This window comes from Burkholderia catarinensis, assembly GCF_001883705.2.
Taxonomy (GTDB): Bacteria; Pseudomonadota; Gammaproteobacteria; order Burkholderiales; family Burkholderiaceae; genus Burkholderia; species Burkholderia catarinensis.
This window is the reverse complement of sequence record NZ_MDEQ02000010.1, coordinates 33,022-51,520: the sequence shown is the minus strand read 5'-3', so window position 1 is coordinate 51,520 and position 18,499 is coordinate 33,022. Positions and strand designations below refer to the sequence as shown.

The window sequence follows — 18,499 nt, the reverse complement described above, 5'->3', positions numbered from 1 at the left end:
TTATTACGACCGCTGCAGGGTGTTTAGCAGTAAATGAAAGGGCGTTGTGTAATCTGCCGAACTGAACGGTCGGCGGCTGTCCGGCAGTGCGTCAGATGGCGGGGGAGAAGCTCGGGCGAGCTGTTTTCGTCTGGCGAATGCGGCGCGTCAGCGCGGTATGGCGACGACGCGCGTGCGTGCGATCCGGTCGTGCGGGAACTGGCGGCCGGCATGCAGCCGGGCGGCGCCGGCCCACGCGGCGATCCACGCGGCGGTGAGCGCGAGCGTGACGGGTACCGACAGGCCGAGGAGCGGGTGCAATGCGAGCGGCGGCAGGAACCACAGCCAGCCGAGCGCATAGCGGACGAGCGCGTGGCCGGCGCTCAGCGGCCGGCCGCTCGACGATTCGAGCCGCAGCCGCCAGGTCTTCATCGGCAGCGTCTGGCCGCCGTGCGTCCAGAACCAGACGAAGTACGCGCCGACGACGAGCGCGATCCACGCGGCGAGCAGGTTGTGATGGACGAGGCCGTTGCGTTGCTGCGTCGCGAGGCTGAACGCGAGCCCGGCGAAGAACACGACGCCGAACAGCAGCACGCCTTCGTAGAGCAGCGCGGCAACGCGCCGCCGCACGGACGGCGCGGCGGCCGGGGTGTCGGGTGCGCGGGCGTTCGCCACGCCGCTCAGGAGCCCTTGAACAGCGAAGGCGCGTCGGCGGGCGACACCGGCGCCACGGCGGCCGGCGCGGACGCGGTGCCGGCCGTCGACGACGCGGGCGCCGGCAGCGCGGCGGCGCCGGCCGATGCGGGTGCCGGTGCGGTGGCCGCGCCGCTTGCCGGGTGTTCGTGCGAATTGACGAGGCGGCGGACGTCACGGTCGGCGACGGTCGGCGGCGCGCTGACGACGCTAGGCCGGCGGCGGCGCTCGGCGGCCGCGAGACGTTCCTTCTGCTCCTCGGGGAGTTGCTGGTAAGCCTTCCACGCGCGCTCGCGCGCCTGCGCGGACAGCTCCTTCGCGCTCTGGTAGTTCTCGCGCGCGACGCGGCGCTGCTCGGGCGTCATCTTCGCCCATTCGGTCATCCGGTCCTGCAGGCGCTTTTGGTCATCCGGCGTCAATTTCGCGAAACGCGATGCGATCTTCAGCCATTTTCGCTTGCGGGCGTCGCTGAAGCCGTCCCACTGGTCGGCGAACGGCGCGAGTGCCGCGTGCTGCGCCGGCGTGAGGCGCGCCCACGACAGCGGGCCGGTAGCGGCCGGCAGCGGCAGTGGCAGCGGCGGGAGTTCGGTGGTCGTCCCGGTCGCGGCCGATGCGGGCGCGGCAGGGCTGCTGGCCGCGGCGACGGTCGTCGCGGGAGGCGGGTGGAATCGGGAATACGTGGCGACGTAGGAAACGGCGATCGCGATCACGCATCCGAAAAAAACGGCCAGGCCGCGCTTCTGACTCACCCGTGCGATCCCCTCGTTATTGTCTGTTAGTGAGCGCGCGAAAGATACGCGTTGAACCCGTGATCGAGATACGCGTTGAGCGGCAGGTCGTCGCTGAGCATCGCCGCGTCGATATCGGCGAGTTCGGCGGTGCGCTGCATGTCTTCCCAGTAGGCGATGCCGACGAGCCCCGCGAGCAGCAACGCGAGCGGCCACGCACGCAGCAGGCGGCGCGCGAACGACGGGCCGGCCTGCGGGGGGCTCGCGGGCGCCATGCCGTATGCACCGGCCGCGCCGGCGAAGGCCGGCACGAACACCGGCGCGGTCGCGGCTTCGGGCTTCTTGCGCGCGAGCGCGGCCCGGCGGGCGACGGCCAGACGGTCGGTGGTCGCGTCAGGCAGTGCGGCCGCGCGCTCGTCCAGCGCGCGGCGCACCTTCAGCGCGAATTCGTGTTCTCGGTTTGCGGGAGTGGAGCTCATAGCGTGATTCCTTTGGCCTTGAGCGCGTGTGCCAGGGTATGGGTGGCTCGTGAGCAGTGCGTCTTGACACTGCCCTCGGAGCACCCCATTGCGGCGGCAGTCTCGGCGACATCCATATCCTCCCAATAACGCATCAGGAACGCTTCCCGTTGACGCGCCGGAAGTTTCTGGATTTCTTCGTCGATCAGGGCCAGAACCTGCTCTCTTTCGAGGCGGTGCTCGCTGCTCTCGACGCCCGCGTTGTCGTCCGCGGATTCGAGCGTTTCGAGGGGGTCGAAGTCGTCGTCGTCGGTATTGTTCAGCGACGAGAAGAGCGTAACCCAGGTGTTGCGGACTTTCTGCCGGCGGAACCAGTCGTGGATCGTATTCTGCAGGATCCGCTGAAAAAGCAGCGGCAGCTCGGCCGCGGGCCGGTCGCCGTACTTCTCCGCAAGCTTGATCATCGCGTCCTGCACGATGTCGAGCGACGCATCGTCGTCGCGCACGGCGTATGCAGCCTGCTTGAACGCGCGCCTTTCGACGCCCGCCAGAAAGTCGGCGAGTTCCTTGTCTGATGCCATTCCGTAAAGGTATGCGCTGCGGGCTGCGGCGTGTGAAAGGTCGAAAAATTTCGTAAAACCCGCGGATGCTATCAAATTTTCGTGCCACTTGGGACCGGGTTGGCCGTCGCACGTTGCGCGCGAGCCGCGGTGGCGGGGTGCCGGGCGGCGCGCATGATGCGCTGCGGGATATTTTGCTTGACGACCCATTCGCGACCCGCTATCGTCAGCGATTCGCAACATGAAGTGATGGTCTCATTTGAGGCTGGCCCAAGAAGCCCGCCCTTCAAACTGGACGCGCCGCTTGAACCCGAGCCACAAGCCCGGCAGAGAGCACCCGATCAATTTTTTGCCGAAAATTCGAAAGGTCAAAATGAACATGCCCAGCGCGGAATTCTCCACGTCGGAACCCCTTTCCCCTCCCGATAGCGACTCCATCGGCGGCACCGTGCTCATGAAGGCACTGGCCGACGAAAACGTCGAATTCATCTGGGGCTACCCCGGCGGCTCGGTTCTCTACATCTACGACGAGCTTTACAAGCAAGACAAGATTCAGCACGTGCTGGTGCGCCACGAACAGGCGGCCGTGCACGCAGCCGATGCGTATGCGCGTTCCACCGGCAATGTCGGCGTCTGCCTCGTGACGTCGGGCCCCGGTGTCACCAACGCGGTGACCGGCATCGCTACGGCGTACATGGATTCGATCCCGATGGTCGTGATCAGCGGCCAGGTGCCGACGGCTGCGATCGGCCAGGATGCCTTCCAGGAGTGCGACACCGTCGGCATCACGCGTCCGTGCGTGAAGCACAACTTCCTCGTGAAGGACGTGCGCGACCTCGCGGAAACCGTCAAGAAGGCGTTCTATATTGCCCGCACCGGCCGTCCGGGCCCGGTGCTGATCGACATCCCGAAGGACATCTCGAAGACGCCGTGCCAGTACGAGCCCGTCAAGAGCGTGTCGCTGCGTTCGTACAACCCCGTCACGAAGGGCCATTCGGGCCAGATCCGCAAGGCCGTGTCGCTGCTGCTGACGGCGAAGCGTCCTTATATCTACACCGGTGGCGGCATCATCCTCGCCGACGCGTCGCGTGAACTGAACCAGTTCGCGGACCTGCTCGGCTACCCGGTGACGAACACGCTGATGGGCCTCGGCGGCTATCGCGCGTCGGACAAGAAATTCCTCGGCATGCTCGGCATGCACGGCACCTACGAAGCGAACATGGCGATGCAGCACTGCGACGTGCTGATCGCGATCGGTGCCCGCTTCGACGACCGCGTGATCGGCGACCCGGCGCACTTCGCGTCGCGTCCGCGCAAGATCATCCACATCGACATCGACCCGTCGTCGATCTCGAAGCGCGTGAAGGTCGATATCCCGATCGTCGGCGACGTGAAGGAAGTGCTGAAGGAGCTGATCGAGCAACTGCAGACGGCCGAGCATGGCCCCGACACCGAGGCGCTCGCGCAATGGTGGAAGGACATCGAGGGCTGGCGCTCGAAGGACTGCCTGAAGTTCGACCGCGAAAGCGAGATCATCAAGCCGCAGTACGTGGTCGAGAAGGCGTGGGAGCTGACGGACGGCAATGCGTTCGTGTGCTCGGACGTCGGCCAGCACCAGATGTGGGCGGCGCAGTTCTACCGTTTCAACAAGCCGCGTCGCTGGATCAACTCCGGCGGCCTCGGCACGATGGGCTTCGGCCTGCCGGCAGCGATGGGCGTCAAGATGGCGCACCCGGACGACGACGTGCTGTGCATCACGGGCGAAGGCTCGATCCAGATGTGCATCCAGGAACTGTCGACCTGCCTGCAGTACGACACGCCCGTGAAGATCATTTCGCTGAACAACCGCTACCTCGGCATGGTCCGCCAGTGGCAGCAGATCGAATACAGCAAGCGCTATTCGCATTCGTACATGGATGCGCTGCCCGATTTCGTGAAGCTTGCCGAAGCGTATGGCCATGTCGGCATGCGGATCGAAAAGACTTCGGATGTGGAGCCGGCGCTGAAGGAAGCGCTGCGCCTGAAGGACCGCACCGTGTTTCTCGACTTCCAGACCGATCCGACCGAAAACGTCTGGCCGATGGTACAGGCCGGCAAGGGCATCACCGAGATGCTGCTCGGATCGGAAGATCTGTAACGGCGCGACGCGCGCTTGAGTCCGATGCGGCCGCCTTCACGAAGGGCGGTGCGGCACGCGGCGGCGCGCGGCGCGAGTGAATCGACACGGACACATTCTGGAAGAAGCGAACATGAGACACATCATTTCCGTCCTGCTGGAGAACGAACCGGGCGCGCTGTCGCGCGTGGTCGGTCTGTTTTCCGCACGCGGCTACAACATCGAAACCTTGACGGTGGCGCCGACCGAAGACCAATCGCTGTCGCGGCTCACCATCGTTTCCATTGGCTCCGACGACGTGATCGAACAGATCACGAAGCATCTGAACCGCCTGATCGAGGTGGTGAAAGTGGTGGACCTGACCGACGGTGCACACATCGAACGCGAGCTGATGCTGATCAAGGTACGTGCAGTGGGCAAGGAGCGCGAAGAAATGAAGCGGATGTCGGACATTTTCCGCGGCCGCATCATCGACGTGACCGAAAAGACCTACACGATCGAATTGACGGGCGCGAGCGACAAGCTCGACGCGTTCATCCAGGGGCTGGACGCGAGCGCGATCCTCGAGACCGTGCGTACCGGCAGCTCCGGCATCGGGCGCGGCGAGCGCATCCTGAAGGTGTGATGCCCAAAGGCACGCCGGGTGCGCCGTCATGTCCCGGCCCGCAGTACTCCATCCGAACGAATTGTTGAATTTTTTGAATTAGCGAAGGAACCATCATGAACGTTTTCTACGACAAAGACGCCGACCTCTCCCTCATCAAGGGCAAGCAAGTCACGATCATCGGCTACGGCTCGCAAGGCCATGCACACGCGCTGAACCTGAAGGAAAGCGGCGTGAACGTGACGGTCGGCCTGCGCAAGGATGGCGCGTCGTGGAGCAAGGCCGAAAACGCCGGCCTGTCGGTCAAGGAAGTCGCGGAAGCGGTGAAGGGTGCTGACGTCGTGATGATGCTGCTGCCGGACGAGCAGATCGCCGACGTGTACGCGAAGGAAGTGCACGCGAACATCAAGCAGGGCGCAGCGCTCGCCTTCGCGCACGGCTTCAACGTCCATTACGGCCAGGTGATCCCGCGCGCCGACCTCGATGTGATCATGATCGCACCGAAGGCACCGGGCCACACCGTGCGCGGCACGTACTCGCAAGGTGGCGGCGTGCCGCACCTGATCGCGGTTGCGCAGAACAAGTCGGGCGCGGCACGCGACATCGCGCTGTCGTACGCGGCAGCGAACGGCGGTGGCCGTGCGGGCATCATCGAGACGAACTTCCGTGAAGAGACCGAAACCGACCTGTTCGGCGAGCAGGCCGTGCTGTGCGGCGGTACCGTCGAGCTGATCAAGGCCGGCTTCGAGACGCTGGTCGAAGCAGGCTACGCGCCGGAAATGGCGTACTTCGAGTGCCTGCACGAACTGAAGCTGATCGTCGACCTGATCTACGAAGGCGGCATCGCGAACATGAACTACTCGATCTCGAACAACGCCGAGTACGGCGAGTACGTGACGGGCCCGCGCGTCGTCACGGAAGAGACGAAGAAGGCGATGAAGCAGTGCCTGACCGACATCCAGACGGGCGAGTACGCAAAGAGCTTCATTCTCGAGAACAAGGCAGGCGCACCGACGCTGCAGTCGCGCCGCCGCCTGACGGCCGAGCACCAGATCGAGCAGGTCGGCGCGAAGCTGCGTGCGATGATGCCGTGGATCGCGAAGAACAAGCTCGTCGACCAGACGAAGAACTAAGCTCCGCGTGCTGTTCCGGCCCTTCGAGTGGAGGGTCGGTATCAAAAAGCCGTCCGAAGGCAGCAGTGCCCCGGGCGGCTTTTGCTATGCTACGGGCTTTGCAATTCACCGAACACAGAACGAATCCATGAACTATCCTCATCCGATCATCGCGCGCGAAGGCTGGCCGTTCATCGCGATTGCAGTCGTCATCGCGCTGTTGATCCACGCCGTCGGGGGCTTCGGCTTCGCGTGGCCGTTCTGGCTGCTGCTCGTCTTTGTCGTCCAGTTCTTCCGCGACCCGCAGCGCCCGATCCCGGCGCAGCCGAACGCGGTGCTGTGCCCGGCGGACGGCCGCATCGTCGCGGTCGAGACCGCACAGGACCCGTACGCGAATCGCGAAGCGCTGAAGATCAGCGTGTTCATGAATGTCTTCAACGTCCACTCGCAGCGTTCGCCGGTCGATGGCGCGATCACCAAGGTCGAGTATTTCCCGGGCGCGTTCCTGAACGCGGCGATCGACAAGGCGTCGACCGAGAACGAACGCAATGCGGTCGTGATCCAGACGGCGAGCGGCAAGACCGTCACCGCCGTGCAGATCGCCGGCCTCGTCGCACGCCGGATTCTCTGCTACGTGCGCGCCGGCGAGCCGCTGTCGCGCGGCCAGCGCTACGGTTTCATCCGCTTCGGTTCGCGCGTCGACGTGTACCTGCCGCTCGGCAGCCGCGCGAAGGTGTCGATCGGCGAGAAGGTCTACGCGTCGTCGACGATCCTCGCCGAGCTCGAACAGTAAGCGGCGGTACGCACGATGGCCGCATTCAAACCGCGCCGGTCGCGTAACGGCTCCAGCCAGACGCCACGCCCGTTCCGCCGCAACAAGGGGATGGCACCCGATCCGGTGCCCATCGAGAGCCGCCGCGCCTCACGCCAGCGGTTCCTGAAGACGCGCGGCATCTACCTGCTGCCGAACGCGTTCACGACCGCCGCGCTGTTCTGCGGCTTCTTCGCGGTCGTGCAGGCGATGAACGTGCGTTTCGAGATCGCCGCGATCGCGATTTTCGTCGCGATGGTGCTCGACGGGATGGACGGACGCGTCGCGCGCATGACGCATACGCAGAGCGCGTTCGGCGAGCAGTTCGACAGCCTGTCGGACATGGTGTCGTTCGGCGTCGCGCCCGCGCTCGTGATGTACGAATGGGTGCTGAAGGATCTCGGCCGCTGGGGCTGGCTCGCCGCGTTCGTCTACTGCTCGGGCGCCGCGCTGCGCCTCGCGCGCTTCAATACGAACATCGGCGTCGTCGACAAGCGTTTCTTCCAGGGGCTGCCGAGCCCGGCCGCCGCCGCGCTGATCGCGGGCTTCGTGTGGCTCGCGACCGACAACCGCGTGCCGATGAAGCTCGGCTGGCTGCCGTGGGTCGCGTTCGTGCTGACGATCTACGCGGGCGTGACGATGGTGTCGAACGCGCCGTTCTACAGCGGCAAGGCGCTCGACGTGCGGCATCGCGTGCCGTTCGCGGCGATCCTGCTCGTCGTCGTCGCGTTCGTGCTCGTGTCGTCCGATCCGCCGCTGATGCTGTTCTGCCTGTTCGTGCTGTACGGGCTGTCCGGTTACGTGTTCTGGGCCTACATGGCCATCCGCGGGCGCGCGAACCCGGCGCGCTCGTCGCAGCGCGATCACTGACGCGCGATTGTCCCGGAAACGGCGGCCTCGGGGCCGCCGTTTTCATGTGCCCCTGTTTCAAGCCGGACCATCGGAATTCCGGGGTGCCGTCCCGGGGTGCCGTCCGATTGCGCGCCCAACGGAATGCCGCTATAGTCTTTGGCATGACTGCATTTCCCCGCCTCTCCCTCCTTCTAGCCGGTGCGCCGCTACGCGCGCTAGCTTTGGCGCGCCTGCCGCGCTGACCGTTCCCGCCCTCCGTCAAGCCTCGTCTGTTGTTGAGCGTCGCCAGCGGTGGCGCGATCTCGTTACGTTTGACTTCCGTATAAAGAGCCCTGGAGCCCCCCATGACAGACAAGCTGATCATTTTCGATACGACGTTGCGTGACGGCGAACAATCGCCCGGCGCGTCGATGACGAAGGAAGAGAAAATCCGCATCGCGAAGCATCTCGAGCGGATGAAGGTCGACGTGATCGAGGCCGGCTTCGCAGCCAGCTCGAACGGTGATTTCGACGCGATCCACACGATCGCCGGTCTCGTGAAGGACAGCACGATCTGCTCGCTGGCGCGGGCCAACGACAAGGACATCCAGCGCGCGGCCGACGCGCTGAAGCCGGCCGACAGTTTCCGGATCCACACGTTCATCGCGACGTCGCCGCTGCACATGGAGAAGAAGCTGCGGATGACGCCCGACCAGGTGTTCGAGCAGGCGCGCCTCGCGGTGCGCTTCGCGCGCAAGTTCACCGACAACGTCGAATTCTCGCCCGAAGACGGCAGCCGCTCGGACCTGGATTTCCTCTGCCGCGTGCTGGAAGCCGTGATCGCCGAAGGCGCGACGACGATCAACATCGCCGACACGGTCGGCTATGGCGTGCCGGAGCTCTACGGCAACCTCGTGAAGACGCTGCGCGAACGCATTCCGAACTCGGACAAGGCAATCTTCTCGGTGCACTGCCATAACGACCTCGGGATGGCCGTCGCGAACTCGCTCGCCGGCGTGAAGATCGGCGGCGCGCGTCAGGTCGAGTGCACGATCAACGGTCTCGGCGAGCGCGCCGGCAACACGTCGCTTGAGGAAATCGTGATGGCCGTGAAGACGCGCAAGGACTATTTCGGTCTCGACGTCGGCATCGACACGTCGCAGATCGTGCCGACGTCGAAACTCGTATCGCAGATCACCGGTTTCGTCGTGCAGCCGAACAAGGCTGTGGTCGGCGCGAACGCGTTTGCGCACGCGTCGGGCATCCACCAGGACGGCGTGCTGAAGGCGCGCGACACTTACGAGATCATGCGCGCGGAAGACGTGGGCTGGAGCGCGAACAAGATCGTGCTCGGCAAGTTGTCGGGCCGCAACGCGTTCAAGCAGCGCCTGCAGGAACTCGGCGTGTCGCTCGACAGCGAAGCCGAACTGAACGCCGCGTTCATGCGCTTCAAGGATCTGGCCGACCGCAAGTCCGAAATCTTTGACGAAGACATCATCGCGATCGTGTCCGAGGAATCGGCGTTCGCGCACGAGCAGGAGCACTTCAAGTTCGTGTCGCTGTCGCAGCACTCGGAAACGGGCGAGCAGCCGCAGGCGAAGGTGGTGTTCGCGGTCGAAGGCAAGGAAGTGACCGGCGACGCACACGGCAACGGTCCGGTCGATGCGACGTTCAACGCGATCGAGAGCGAAGTCGGCAGCGGTTCCGAGCTGCTGCTGTACTCGGTGAACGCAATCACGACCGGGACGCAGGCGCAGGGCGAAGTGACCGTCCGGCTGTCGAAGAGCGGGCGGATCGTCAATGGCGTCGGCACTGATCCGGACATCGTCGCGGCGTCCGCGAAGGCGTACATTTCCGCGCTGAACAAGCTGCATTCGAAGGACGACAAGCTCAACCCGCAGCGCTCGTAAGCGCCGCGCGCCGCACATTACCGAAACGCCCCGTGCGGCCCTGCGCCGCCGGGGCGTTTTTCATGCACCGTTCATTCGGCTGCCGGCGCGCGGAACAGCCAGCGGCGCGCGGCCGGGCGCGGCGCCGGGCTGCGCCGGCGGAACTCGACCGCGATCCCGCGCCGCGGCGCTTCGGCGACGAACGCGTCGAGCAGTTCGAGCACGTCGTGATCGATGTAGTCGGCGCGCGTCGCGTCGATGATCACCGCCGCCCGATCCGGAATGTGTCGCAGGTGGTGCTTGACCTGCACCTTGCCGAGAAACGACACGTCCTTGCGGAACGACAGCAGGAAGTGGTCGTCGTGCTGCGCGAGCGTGACGGGACTCTTCAGGTTCGCGACGGCGACCGCCAGCACGCTGCAGGCGAGGCCGAGCGCGATGCCGAACAGCAGGTCGACCGCGAGCACGCCGACGATCGTCGCGGCGAACGGCACGAACGCGGCCGGCCCCTGCTTCATCACCGAACGGAACAGCGCCGGTTTCGCGAGCTTGATGCCGGTGTGGATCAGGATCGCGGCAAGGCTTGCGAGCGGGATCAGGTTGATCAGCCCGGTGAGCGCGAACACGCTCGCGAGCAGCAGCATCCCGTGGACGATGGCCGACAACCGGCTTTGCGCGCCTGCATTGACGTTGACCGAGCTGCGCACGATCACCGACGTGATCGGCAGGCCGCCGACCGCGCCCGCGACGAGATTGCCGACGCCCTGGGCCTTCAGTTCGCGGTCGGGCTGGGTCGGCCGGCGCTTCGGGTCGATCTGCTCGACCGCTTCGAGGCTCAGCAGCGTCTCGAGGCTCGCGACGACCGCGAGCGTGATCGCGACGCGCCACACGTCCGGATTGACGAGCTGGGCGAAGTTCGGTCCGAGTTCCGCATGCTTGAGCGACGCCGCGAAGGCCGTGAACGACCCGAGTTCGGGCAGCGTCACGCGATGGGCGGCGCCTGGCGCAACCGACGGCGCGACGAAGCCCAGCACCAGCGTCGCGCCGATGCCCAGCACGACGACCGCGAGCGGCGCGGGCACCGCGCGCACCAGCGTGAGGCGCCGCAGCGCAGGCGCGTCCCAAGCGATCAGCAGCGCGAGCGATGCGAGCGCGATGGCCGTGGCGGCCCACGCGACCGGCAGGCTCGGCCAGTTCGCAAACGATTGCGCGGCCGAGCCGCCGAGGCCGAACGCGAACGGAATCTGCTTCACGATCAGCAGCAGGCCGATCGCGGCGAGCATGCCCTTGATGACGGGCGACGGCACGTAGGCGGCGAAGCGGCCGGCGCGCAGCATGCCGAGCCCGAACTGCAGCACGCCGGACAGCAGCACCGCGAGCAGGAACGCGGAGAAGCTGCCGAGTTGCGCGATCCCTTCGACGACGATCACGACGAGGCCGGCGGCCGGCCCGCTGACGGACAGCGACGAGCCGCTCAGCAGCGCGACGACGATGCCGCCGACGATGCCGGACACGAGCCCGGCGAACGGCTCGACGCCGGACGCATTGGCGATGCCGAGACACAGCGGCAACGCGACGAGGAAAACGACGACGCCGGCGACGATGTCGCGCGGCAGGGTGGACAGGCGCTCGTTGAGTTTCATGGTTGGGGCGATTTCATTGGCTTGAAGGGGGGCGGGTCAGCCGAGCGCGGCGGCCGTCGTGGCCTGCGCGGGCTCGACATCGGCAGGCGGCGTCGCGTAGCCGGAATCGAGCTCCTGCAGGCGGCCGTCGGTGAGTGAAAAGATCCAGCCGTGCACGAGCGGTGGCTGTTCCCGGCCCTGTACGATCGGGGACGCGCGCAGCAGTCGTACTTGTTCGAGTACGTTCAGTTCGGCGAGGCGGTCGGCGGCAGCCGTGTCGTCGAGCCCGTCGAGCGTGTCGCGATGGCGCCGCGCGAGCGCGCAGAGCGGCGCGATGCGGCGCGCGACGTGCGGCAGGTCGGCCGGCGGCGGCAGCAGCGACGCGCGCACGCCGCCGCAACCGTAGTGCCCGCACACGATCACGTGGTCGACCTGCAGCACGCGCACCGCGTACTCGAGCACGCTGGCGGAATTGTCGTCGTCGGGGTGGAACAGGTTCGCGATGTTGCGATGGACGAACAGTTCGCCGGGCGCGCAGTGCGTGATGGTTTCGGCCGGCACGCGGCTGTCGGCGCAGCCGATCCACAGCACGCGCGGGTTCTGGCCGCGCGCGAGCGCGTCGAAGAAGCCGGGCGCATGTTCGCGCGTTTCGCGGGCCCAGGCAATGTTGGCTACCAGCATGCTCTTGGGGCGATTCATGAGGACTCCTTTGTTACAAAGGCAAATAAATATCGGCCGAAATGACGTAATGGCATTCTTTCTAAATTGAAAGGTTGAATTTCGACTGATATTAGGGGTATGCCCTAGCGCTTCGGGTGTGTTGAAACAAATTGTTTCAAATTGGCTTGGCGTAGTGCATCGGATGCACCAACCCTATGCATGACATGCATTGCACATGCCTGTTTCCCCGCAAGGCCCACATGACGGGGATTTCAGCGTATTGCCATCGGGTTGTCATCGACCGGAAAAGATTTCCGTCGCATTTGTTGAATTAATAAGATGGCGGAAAAAGGAAATGGCCATTCACGCAATAATTCGTGAATGGCCATTGTGAAAATTGCGCGTCGATGCGCAATCGATCAGAACAGGTTGCGGCGGTCGGGATCGTGCAGCGGGTCCGGCGTTTTCTGCGTGATGCGCAGGATGCCCTGCGGATCGAAATAGAAGCTGTACATCATGTACCAGACGTTGTCCTCGAGATACCGGTACGTCCACACCTCGCGCTTCATCAGCGGGAAGTAGGACGTCTCGACGGGGCGTCCGAAGTTGACGAGCACATCGGTCTTCGTCCACTTGCCGATCTCCGCGCGATAGAACTCGCTCGGCTGCAGCACCTGGCGCACGTTGACGATCTTGTGGGTCGCGTCGACGTCGGCCGCGACAGTGACCTCGCCCATCGGCTGGGTCGGCCACATCAGGCGCTTGCCGCCGCCGGGCAGGTCGTAGATCTCGCGCGGCGGGCCCATGCGCGCGACGATCGCCGACTCGTCCTGACCGGCCTGGTATTGCTGCCACGGTTGCGCGCAACCGGCTAGCAGCGCGGCGGCGCTGGCGAACAGCACCGGCAGGCGCGCGGGAATGCGAATGCGCATGGGGATCCTCCAGAACACGGAAACACGTCCTGTTGTATCACGGACGGCGCGCGCCGGTGCATCGCACGGAAAAAATCGGTACGGATCGCCGGCGCCGCCGCGCTTGCGGGCGGCGGGGGCGCCGGCCTATGATCCGCGCTTCTCGGGCAGATTGAAGGGCAGGTAGCCGATGCAGGGGTGGAAGCGGTGCGCGCTCGCGTTGAGCGCGGGGTGGATGCTGGTGTCGTCCGCATTTGCCGGGGGCGAGCCGGTGCGGATCGCGCTGATCGAAGGGATGTCGGGCCCGTTCGCGAACGCGGGCGCGGCGGTCGAGCGCAACCTGCGCTTCGGCGTCGAGCAGGTCAACGCGGCGGGCGGCGTGAAGCTGCGCGATGGCGCGCATCCGCTCGAGCTCGTCGTGCTCGACAGCAAGGGCAGCCCGGAGGAGGCGCTCGTGCAGTTGCGCGCGGCCGCGGGCCGGCATATCGGTTTCGTCGCGCAGGGCAACAGCTCGGCCGTCGCGGCCGCACTCGTCGCGGCGCTCGACAAGCTGAACGCACGCGATCCGGACAACCGGATGGTGTTCCTCAATTATTCGGCCGACGATCCGGCGCTGACCGGCGCGCGCTGCAGTTTCTGGCATTTCCGCTTCGACGCGCACGCCGGGATGCGGATGGCCGCGCTCGCGGACGTGATGGCGCGCGACCGCGCGCTGCGCAAGGTCTATCTGCTGAACCAGGACTACAGCTTCGGTCACGACGTCAGCACGCTCGCGCGGCAGGCGCTGGCGGCGCGGCGCCCGGACGTGACGATCGCCGGCGACGAATTCCACCCGATCGGCCGGATCAAGGATTTCTCGCCGTACCTCGCGAAGATCCGCGCGAGCGGCGCGGATGCCGTCGTGACCGGTAACTGGGGCAACGATCTCACGCTGCTCGTGAAGGCGGCGCGCGAGCAGGGGTTGAATGCGAAGTTCTATACGTTCTACGGCAACAGCCTCGGCGCGCCGGCGGCACTCGGCGACGCCGGTGTCGGGCGGGTCGTGGCCGTGGCGGACTGGCACCCGAACGCGGGCGGCGCGAAATCCGACGCGTTCTATCGTGCGTTCCGGACCCGTTTTCCAGCCGCGCAGGACGACTATCCGGTGCGGCGGATGAGCCTGATGGTCGAGATGCTGGCCGCCGCGATGAACCGCGCGGGTTCGGCCGACCCCGTCGCGGTCGCGCGCGCGCTCGAGGGCTTGTCGTTCGACGACGGTTTCCACGCGTCGCGGATGCGCGCGCAGGATCATCAGTTGATCCAGCCCCTTTACGTGATGGAGATGGACAAGGTCGGCACGCGTGGCGTGCGTTTCGACAACGAGGGGTCGGGCTACGGCTTCCGGACGGTGCTCGCGGCGCCGGCGCAGCGCACGGAAATGCCGTCGACATGCTCGATGACGCGCCCGTGACAGGGGGCGGTAAGAACGGCGCGGAGTTGTGCTACAATGCCCGCCGGTTGTAAGTCACGGCACGGCCATTCTTCCGTGTCCGCCTGTTCAGTTAGAAAGGAAATCAAATGTCTGTTGCAGATATCAAGAAGTCGGAAGTCGTTGCTCAGTTCGCCCGCGCTACCAACGACACGGGGTCGCCCGAAGTCCAGGTCGCACTGCTGACCGCACGTATCGTCGAACTGACGGGTCACTTCAAGACCCACGCGAAGGATCACCACAGCCGCCGCGGCCTGCTGCGCATGGTGAGCCGCCGCCGCAAGCTGCTCGACTACCTCAAGGGCAAGGATGCCGACCGTTACCGCGCGCTGATCGAGAAGCTGGGTCTGCGTAAGTAATCGAGGCGATAGTCGCCAGCAAGATGCCTGTGTCAGTCCGCTGATACAGGCATTTTGTTTTTGCGCGGTGCGTAGCGTCACACGCATCGCAGGCTGTCCGGCACGTTTGTGCGGGGCTGCCGCAACGGCTGATGCCGGGGTCGGGATTTGTGTCATTCCAGCGCGTCGCTGCACGAGCGCCGCGCTGGAATGGCATAAAAAACACACCTTGCTCCGGGTGATTCGGTCGGGACGCCGCCGCGCGGGATGGCCGGCGCGGCGAATGAAATGCATGAATTCAAAGGAGCAACCATGTCCATGTTCAACAAGGTCGTCAAGGAATTCCAGTGGGGCCAGCACAAGGTGCGCCTCGAAACCGGTGAAGTCGCTCGCCAGGCAAGCGGCGCCGTGATCGTCGACGTCGAAGATACCGTCGTGCTGGCAACCGTCGTCGGCGCGAAGTCGGCGAAGCCGGGTCAGGATTTCTTCCCGCTGACCGTCGATTACCTCGAGAAGACCTACTCGGCCGGCAAGATCCCGGGTGGCTTCTTCCGTCGCGAAGGTCGTCCGTCGGAGCACGAGACGCTGACGTCGCGCCTGATCGACCGTCCGCTGCGCCCGCTGTTCCCGGAAGGCTTCTACAACGAAGTCCAGGTCGTGATCCATGTGCTGTCCGTGAACCCGGAAATCCCGGCGGATATCCCCGCGCTGATCGGCGCATCGGCTGCGCTCGCCGTGTCGGGCCTGCCGTTCAACGGCCCGGTCGGTGCCGCGCGCGTCGCGTACATCGACAACGCCTACGTGCTGAACCCGACGCGTGACCAGATCAAGGCATCGAGCCTCGACCTCGTCGTCGCGGGTACGGAACGCGCAGTGCTGATGGTCGAATCGGAAGCCGACCAGCTGACGGAAGAAGTGATGCTGGGCGCCGTGGTGTTCGGTCACGAGCAGATGCAGACGGCGATCGACGCGATCCACGAACTGGTGCGCGAAGGCGGCAAGCCCGAGTGGGACTGGCAGCCGGCGCCGAAGAACGAGCCGCTGATTGCGCGCGTGACCGAGCTGGCGCAGAACGACCTGCTCGCCGCTTACCAGCTCCGCGACAAGCAAGCCCGCTCGACGAAGCTGAAGGAAGTCTACTCGGCGACTTCGGCGAAGCTCGAGGAAGACGCGAAGGCGGCCGGTACGGTTGCGGCCGACAAGGCTACCGTCGGCAACGTGCTGTTCGACATCGAGGCAAAGATCGTCCGTTCGCAGATCCTGAACGGCGAACCGCGTATCGACGGCCGCGACACGCGCACCGTGCGCCCGATCGAAATCCGCACCGGCGTGCTGCCGCGCACCCACGGCTCGGCGCTGTTCACGCGCGGCGAGACGCAGGCGATGGTCGTCGCGACGCTTGGCACGAAGGGTGACGAGCAGATCATCGACGCGCTCGAAGGCGAGTACCGCGAGCGCTTCATGCTCCACTACAACATGCCCCCGTTCGCGACCGGCGAAACGGGCCGCGTCGGCTCGCCGAAGCGCCGCGAAATCGGCCACGGCCGCCTCGCGAAGCGTGCGCTGGTCAAGTGCCTGCCGAGCGCCGACGAATTCGGCTACTCGATCCGCGTCGTGTCGGAAATCACCGAATCGAACGGTTCGTCGTCGATGGCATCGGTGTGCGGCGGCTGCCTCGCGCTGATGGACGCCGGCGTGCCGATGAAGGCGCACGTCGCGGGCATCGCGATGGGCCTGATCCTCGAAGGCAACAAGTTCGCGGTGCTGACCGACATCCTCGGCGACGAAGATCACCTCGGCGACATGGACTTCAAGGTGGCCGGCACGGAGCAAGGCGTGACGGCGCTGCAGATGGACATCAAGATCCAGGGCATCACGAAGGAAATCATGCAGGTCGCGCTCGCTCAGGCGAAGGAAGGCCGCATGCACATCCTCGGCAAGATGACGTCGGCAGTGTCGGGCGCGAACACCCAGCTGTCGGAATTCGCACCGCGCATGATCACGATCAAGATCAACCCGGAAAAGATCCGCGACGTGATCGGCAAGGGCGGTTCGGTGATCCGCGCGCTGACGGAAGAAACGGGCACGACCATCGACATTTCGGACGACGGCGTCGTGACGATCGCGAGCACGAACAGCGACGGCATGGCCGAAGCGAAGAAGCGCATCGAGAACATCACGGCCGAGATCGAAGTCGGTCAGGTGTACGAAGGCACGGTGCTGAAGCTGCTCGATTTCGGCGCGATCGTGAACCTGCTCCCGGGCAAGGACGGCCTGCTGCACATCTCGGAAATCGTCAACGAGCGCGTGAAGGACATCAACGACTACCTGAAGGAAGGTCAGCAGGTCAAGGTCAAGGTGATCCAGACGGACGAGAAGGGTCGCGTGCGTCTGTCGGCAAAGGCGCTGCTGAATGAAGCAGCGGCGGCGTCGCAGTCGGACACGCCGCCGCAGCAGTAAGCGGGCAGGCGGACCAACGGCCGGCAGCGCGAAAGCGCGCCGGCCGTTTTTTCTGTAGCATCGTTGTGCGGCGCAGCAGCGCCGGCCATGCGCCCGTGCCGTGCGTACGGGTGCGCCATCCGATTCCGATCCTGGAGTGTCCATCACCATGAAAGTCATCGAAATCACCGAATTCGGCGCCCCTGACGTGCTGAAGCTCGCGGAGCGTTCGCGCCCCGAACCGAAGCGCGGCGAGGTGCTGATCAAGGTGACGGCCTCCGGTGTGAACCGGCCCGACGTGTTCCAGCGCAAGGGCGCCTATGCGCCGCCGCCGGGCGCGTCGGATCTGCCGGGTCTCGAAGTCGCGGGCGAGATCGTCGGCGGCGACCTGTCCGATGCCGCAATGAACCCGTTCGGCCTGAAGCTGGGCGATCGCGTGTGCGCGCTGCTCGCGGGCGGCGGCTATGCCGAGTATGCGGTCGCACCGCTGCCTCAATGCTTGCCGGTGCCCGGCGGGCTCACCGATATCGAGGCCGCGTCGCTGCCCGAAACGTTTTTCACCGTCTGGAGCAACGTGTTCGATCGTGCGCAGCTCGGTGCGGGCGAGGGTGGCGAGCAGGAGACGCTGCTCGTGCAGGGCGGCTCGAGCGGTATCGGCGTGACGGCGATCCAGATCGCGCATGCGCTCGGCTTTCGCGTGTTCGCGACGGCCGGCACTGCCGACAAGTGCCGTGCGTGCGAAGCGCTCGGCGCCGAACGCGCGATCAACTACAAGACCGAAGACTTCGTCGAGGTCGTGAAGTCGCTGACGCACGATCGCGGCGTCGACGTGATCCTCGACATGGTGGCGGGTTCGTACGTGCCGCGCGAGTTGTCCGCGCTCGCGGACGGCGGCCGTCTCGTGCTGATCGCGCTGCTCGGCGGCGCGAAGGCCGACGTCAACCTGGGCGAGATCCTGCGTCGCCGGCTGACGGTGACGGGTTCGACGCTGCGGCCGCGCCCGATCGAGTTCAAGGCGCGCATCGCCGCACAACTGAAGGCGCGCGTGTGGCCGCTGATCGCAGATGGCCGCATCAAGCCGGTGATCTATCGCGTGCTGCCGGCCGCGGGAGCCGCGCAGGCGCATGCGCTGATGGAAAGCAGCGAACACACCGGCAAGATCGTGCTCGATTGGGGTACGAACGCCTGACGGCCCGTGCGGCCGGGCTTGACATGCGCGGTTTGACCGGGTCGAGCCGTGCGCAGTAAAATCGCGGGTTTGCTTCGCCAGATCAAACCTG

The 18,499-nt window shown here is 65.6% G+C and carries 17 protein-coding genes; 10 read left to right on the top strand and 7 right to left on the bottom strand.

From position 1 onward, the window contains the following. Positions 1-147: 147 nt before the first annotated feature. Genes BFF94_RS17605 through BFF94_RS17590 form a run of 4 tightly spaced genes read right to left on the bottom strand, consistent with a single transcriptional unit; the run spans position 148 to position 2,439 of the window. Complete coding sequence (locus tag BFF94_RS17605) at positions 148-654, bottom strand: RDD family protein (protein WP_128843541.1); 507 nt, start codon at positions 652-654, stop codon at positions 148-150. Between the two features lie 5 nt (positions 655-659). Next, entirely contained in the window at positions 660-1,421 is a 762-nt protein-coding gene (locus BFF94_RS17600; protein WP_219139591.1) for a DUF3106 domain-containing protein, read from the bottom strand. 26 nt (positions 1,422-1,447) lie between these two features. Next, positions 1,448-1,879, bottom strand: coding sequence for a DUF3619 family protein (locus tag BFF94_RS17595; RefSeq protein WP_219139590.1), 432 nt, complete (start codon positions 1,877-1,879; stop codon positions 1,448-1,450). Beyond that, positions 1,876-2,439: an RNA polymerase sigma factor gene (locus BFF94_RS17590; protein WP_128844254.1), complete on the bottom strand. Its 564-nt coding sequence runs from the start codon at positions 2,437-2,439 to the stop codon at positions 1,876-1,878. Before BFF94_RS17590 ends, BFF94_RS17595 begins: the two co-directional genes overlap by 4 nt. 352 nt (positions 2,440-2,791) lie before the next feature. On the opposite strand from BFF94_RS17590, the gene BFF94_RS17585 reads away from it, so the two are divergent. The 6 genes from BFF94_RS17585 (at position 2,792) to BFF94_RS17560 (ending at position 9,802) form a co-directional block, all read left to right on the top strand. Continuing rightward, positions 2,792-4,555, top strand: coding sequence for an acetolactate synthase 3 catalytic subunit (locus BFF94_RS17585; RefSeq protein WP_059233593.1), 1,764 nt, complete (start codon positions 2,792-2,794; stop codon positions 4,553-4,555). A 112-nt stretch (positions 4,556-4,667) separates the two neighbouring features. After that, on the top strand, positions 4,668-5,159 hold the full coding sequence (gene ilvN / locus BFF94_RS17580) for an acetolactate synthase small subunit (RefSeq protein ID WP_006750445.1): 492 nt from the start codon (positions 4,668-4,670) through the stop codon (positions 5,157-5,159). 95 nt (positions 5,160-5,254) lie between these two features. Continuing rightward, positions 5,255-6,271, top strand: coding sequence for a ketol-acid reductoisomerase (gene ilvC / locus BFF94_RS17575; RefSeq protein WP_034190794.1), 1,017 nt, complete (start codon positions 5,255-5,257; stop codon positions 6,269-6,271). Positions 6,272-6,398: 127 nt separating this feature from the next. Continuing rightward, entirely contained in the window at positions 6,399-7,043 is a 645-nt protein-coding gene (locus tag BFF94_RS17570) for a phosphatidylserine decarboxylase (protein ID WP_128844251.1), read from the top strand. A gap of 15 nt (positions 7,044-7,058) precedes the next feature. Then, the gene (gene pssA / locus BFF94_RS17565; RefSeq protein WP_111016497.1) at positions 7,059-7,931 is read left to right on the top strand and encodes a CDP-diacylglycerol--serine O-phosphatidyltransferase; all 873 of its coding nucleotides are present in this window, start codon (positions 7,059-7,061) and stop codon (positions 7,929-7,931) included. Between the two features lie 326 nt (positions 7,932-8,257). Beyond that, entirely contained in the window at positions 8,258-9,802 is a 1,545-nt protein-coding gene (locus tag BFF94_RS17560) for a 2-isopropylmalate synthase (RefSeq protein ID WP_128844248.1), read from the top strand. Positions 9,803-9,873: 71 nt separating this feature from the next. Here BFF94_RS17560 and BFF94_RS17555 read toward each other — a convergent pair whose 3' ends face one another. The 3 genes from BFF94_RS17555 to BFF94_RS17545 form a co-directional block, all read right to left on the bottom strand. Then, positions 9,874-11,424 carry a SulP family inorganic anion transporter gene (locus BFF94_RS17555; RefSeq protein ID WP_219139589.1) on the bottom strand — a complete coding sequence of 517 codons (1,551 nt, stop codon included), beginning with the start codon at positions 11,422-11,424 and terminating at the stop codon, positions 9,874-9,876. Positions 11,425-11,460: 36 nt separating this feature from the next. Next, positions 11,461-12,102 (bottom strand): carbonic anhydrase, encoded by a 642-nt coding sequence (locus BFF94_RS17550; protein ID WP_219139588.1) that lies wholly within the window; start codon positions 12,100-12,102, stop codon positions 11,461-11,463. 380 nt (positions 12,103-12,482) lie between these two features. Further along, positions 12,483-12,995 (bottom strand): hypothetical protein, encoded by a 513-nt coding sequence (locus BFF94_RS17545; RefSeq protein WP_128844766.1) that lies wholly within the window; start codon positions 12,993-12,995, stop codon positions 12,483-12,485. A gap of 169 nt (positions 12,996-13,164) precedes the next feature. On the opposite strand from BFF94_RS17545, the gene BFF94_RS17540 reads away from it, so the two are divergent. The 4 genes from BFF94_RS17540 (at position 13,165) to BFF94_RS17525 (ending at position 18,408) form a co-directional block, all read left to right on the top strand. Next, a complete protein-coding gene (locus tag BFF94_RS17540) occupies positions 13,165-14,424 on the top strand; it encodes a branched-chain amino acid ABC transporter substrate-binding protein (RefSeq protein ID WP_128844763.1) in 1,260 nt (419 codons plus the stop codon). Between the two features lie 107 nt (positions 14,425-14,531). Further along, complete coding sequence (gene rpsO / locus BFF94_RS17535; protein WP_043188860.1) at positions 14,532-14,801, top strand: 30S ribosomal protein S15; 270 nt, start codon at positions 14,532-14,534, stop codon at positions 14,799-14,801. 291 nt (positions 14,802-15,092) lie between these two features. Further along, positions 15,093-17,240 (top strand): polyribonucleotide nucleotidyltransferase, encoded by a 2,148-nt coding sequence (gene pnp / locus BFF94_RS17530; protein WP_128844761.1) that lies wholly within the window; start codon positions 15,093-15,095, stop codon positions 17,238-17,240. Between the two features lie 148 nt (positions 17,241-17,388). Continuing rightward, positions 17,389-18,408, top strand: coding sequence for an NAD(P)H-quinone oxidoreductase (locus BFF94_RS17525; protein ID WP_128844758.1), 1,020 nt, complete (start codon positions 17,389-17,391; stop codon positions 18,406-18,408). Positions 18,409-18,499: the final 91 nt, after the last annotated feature.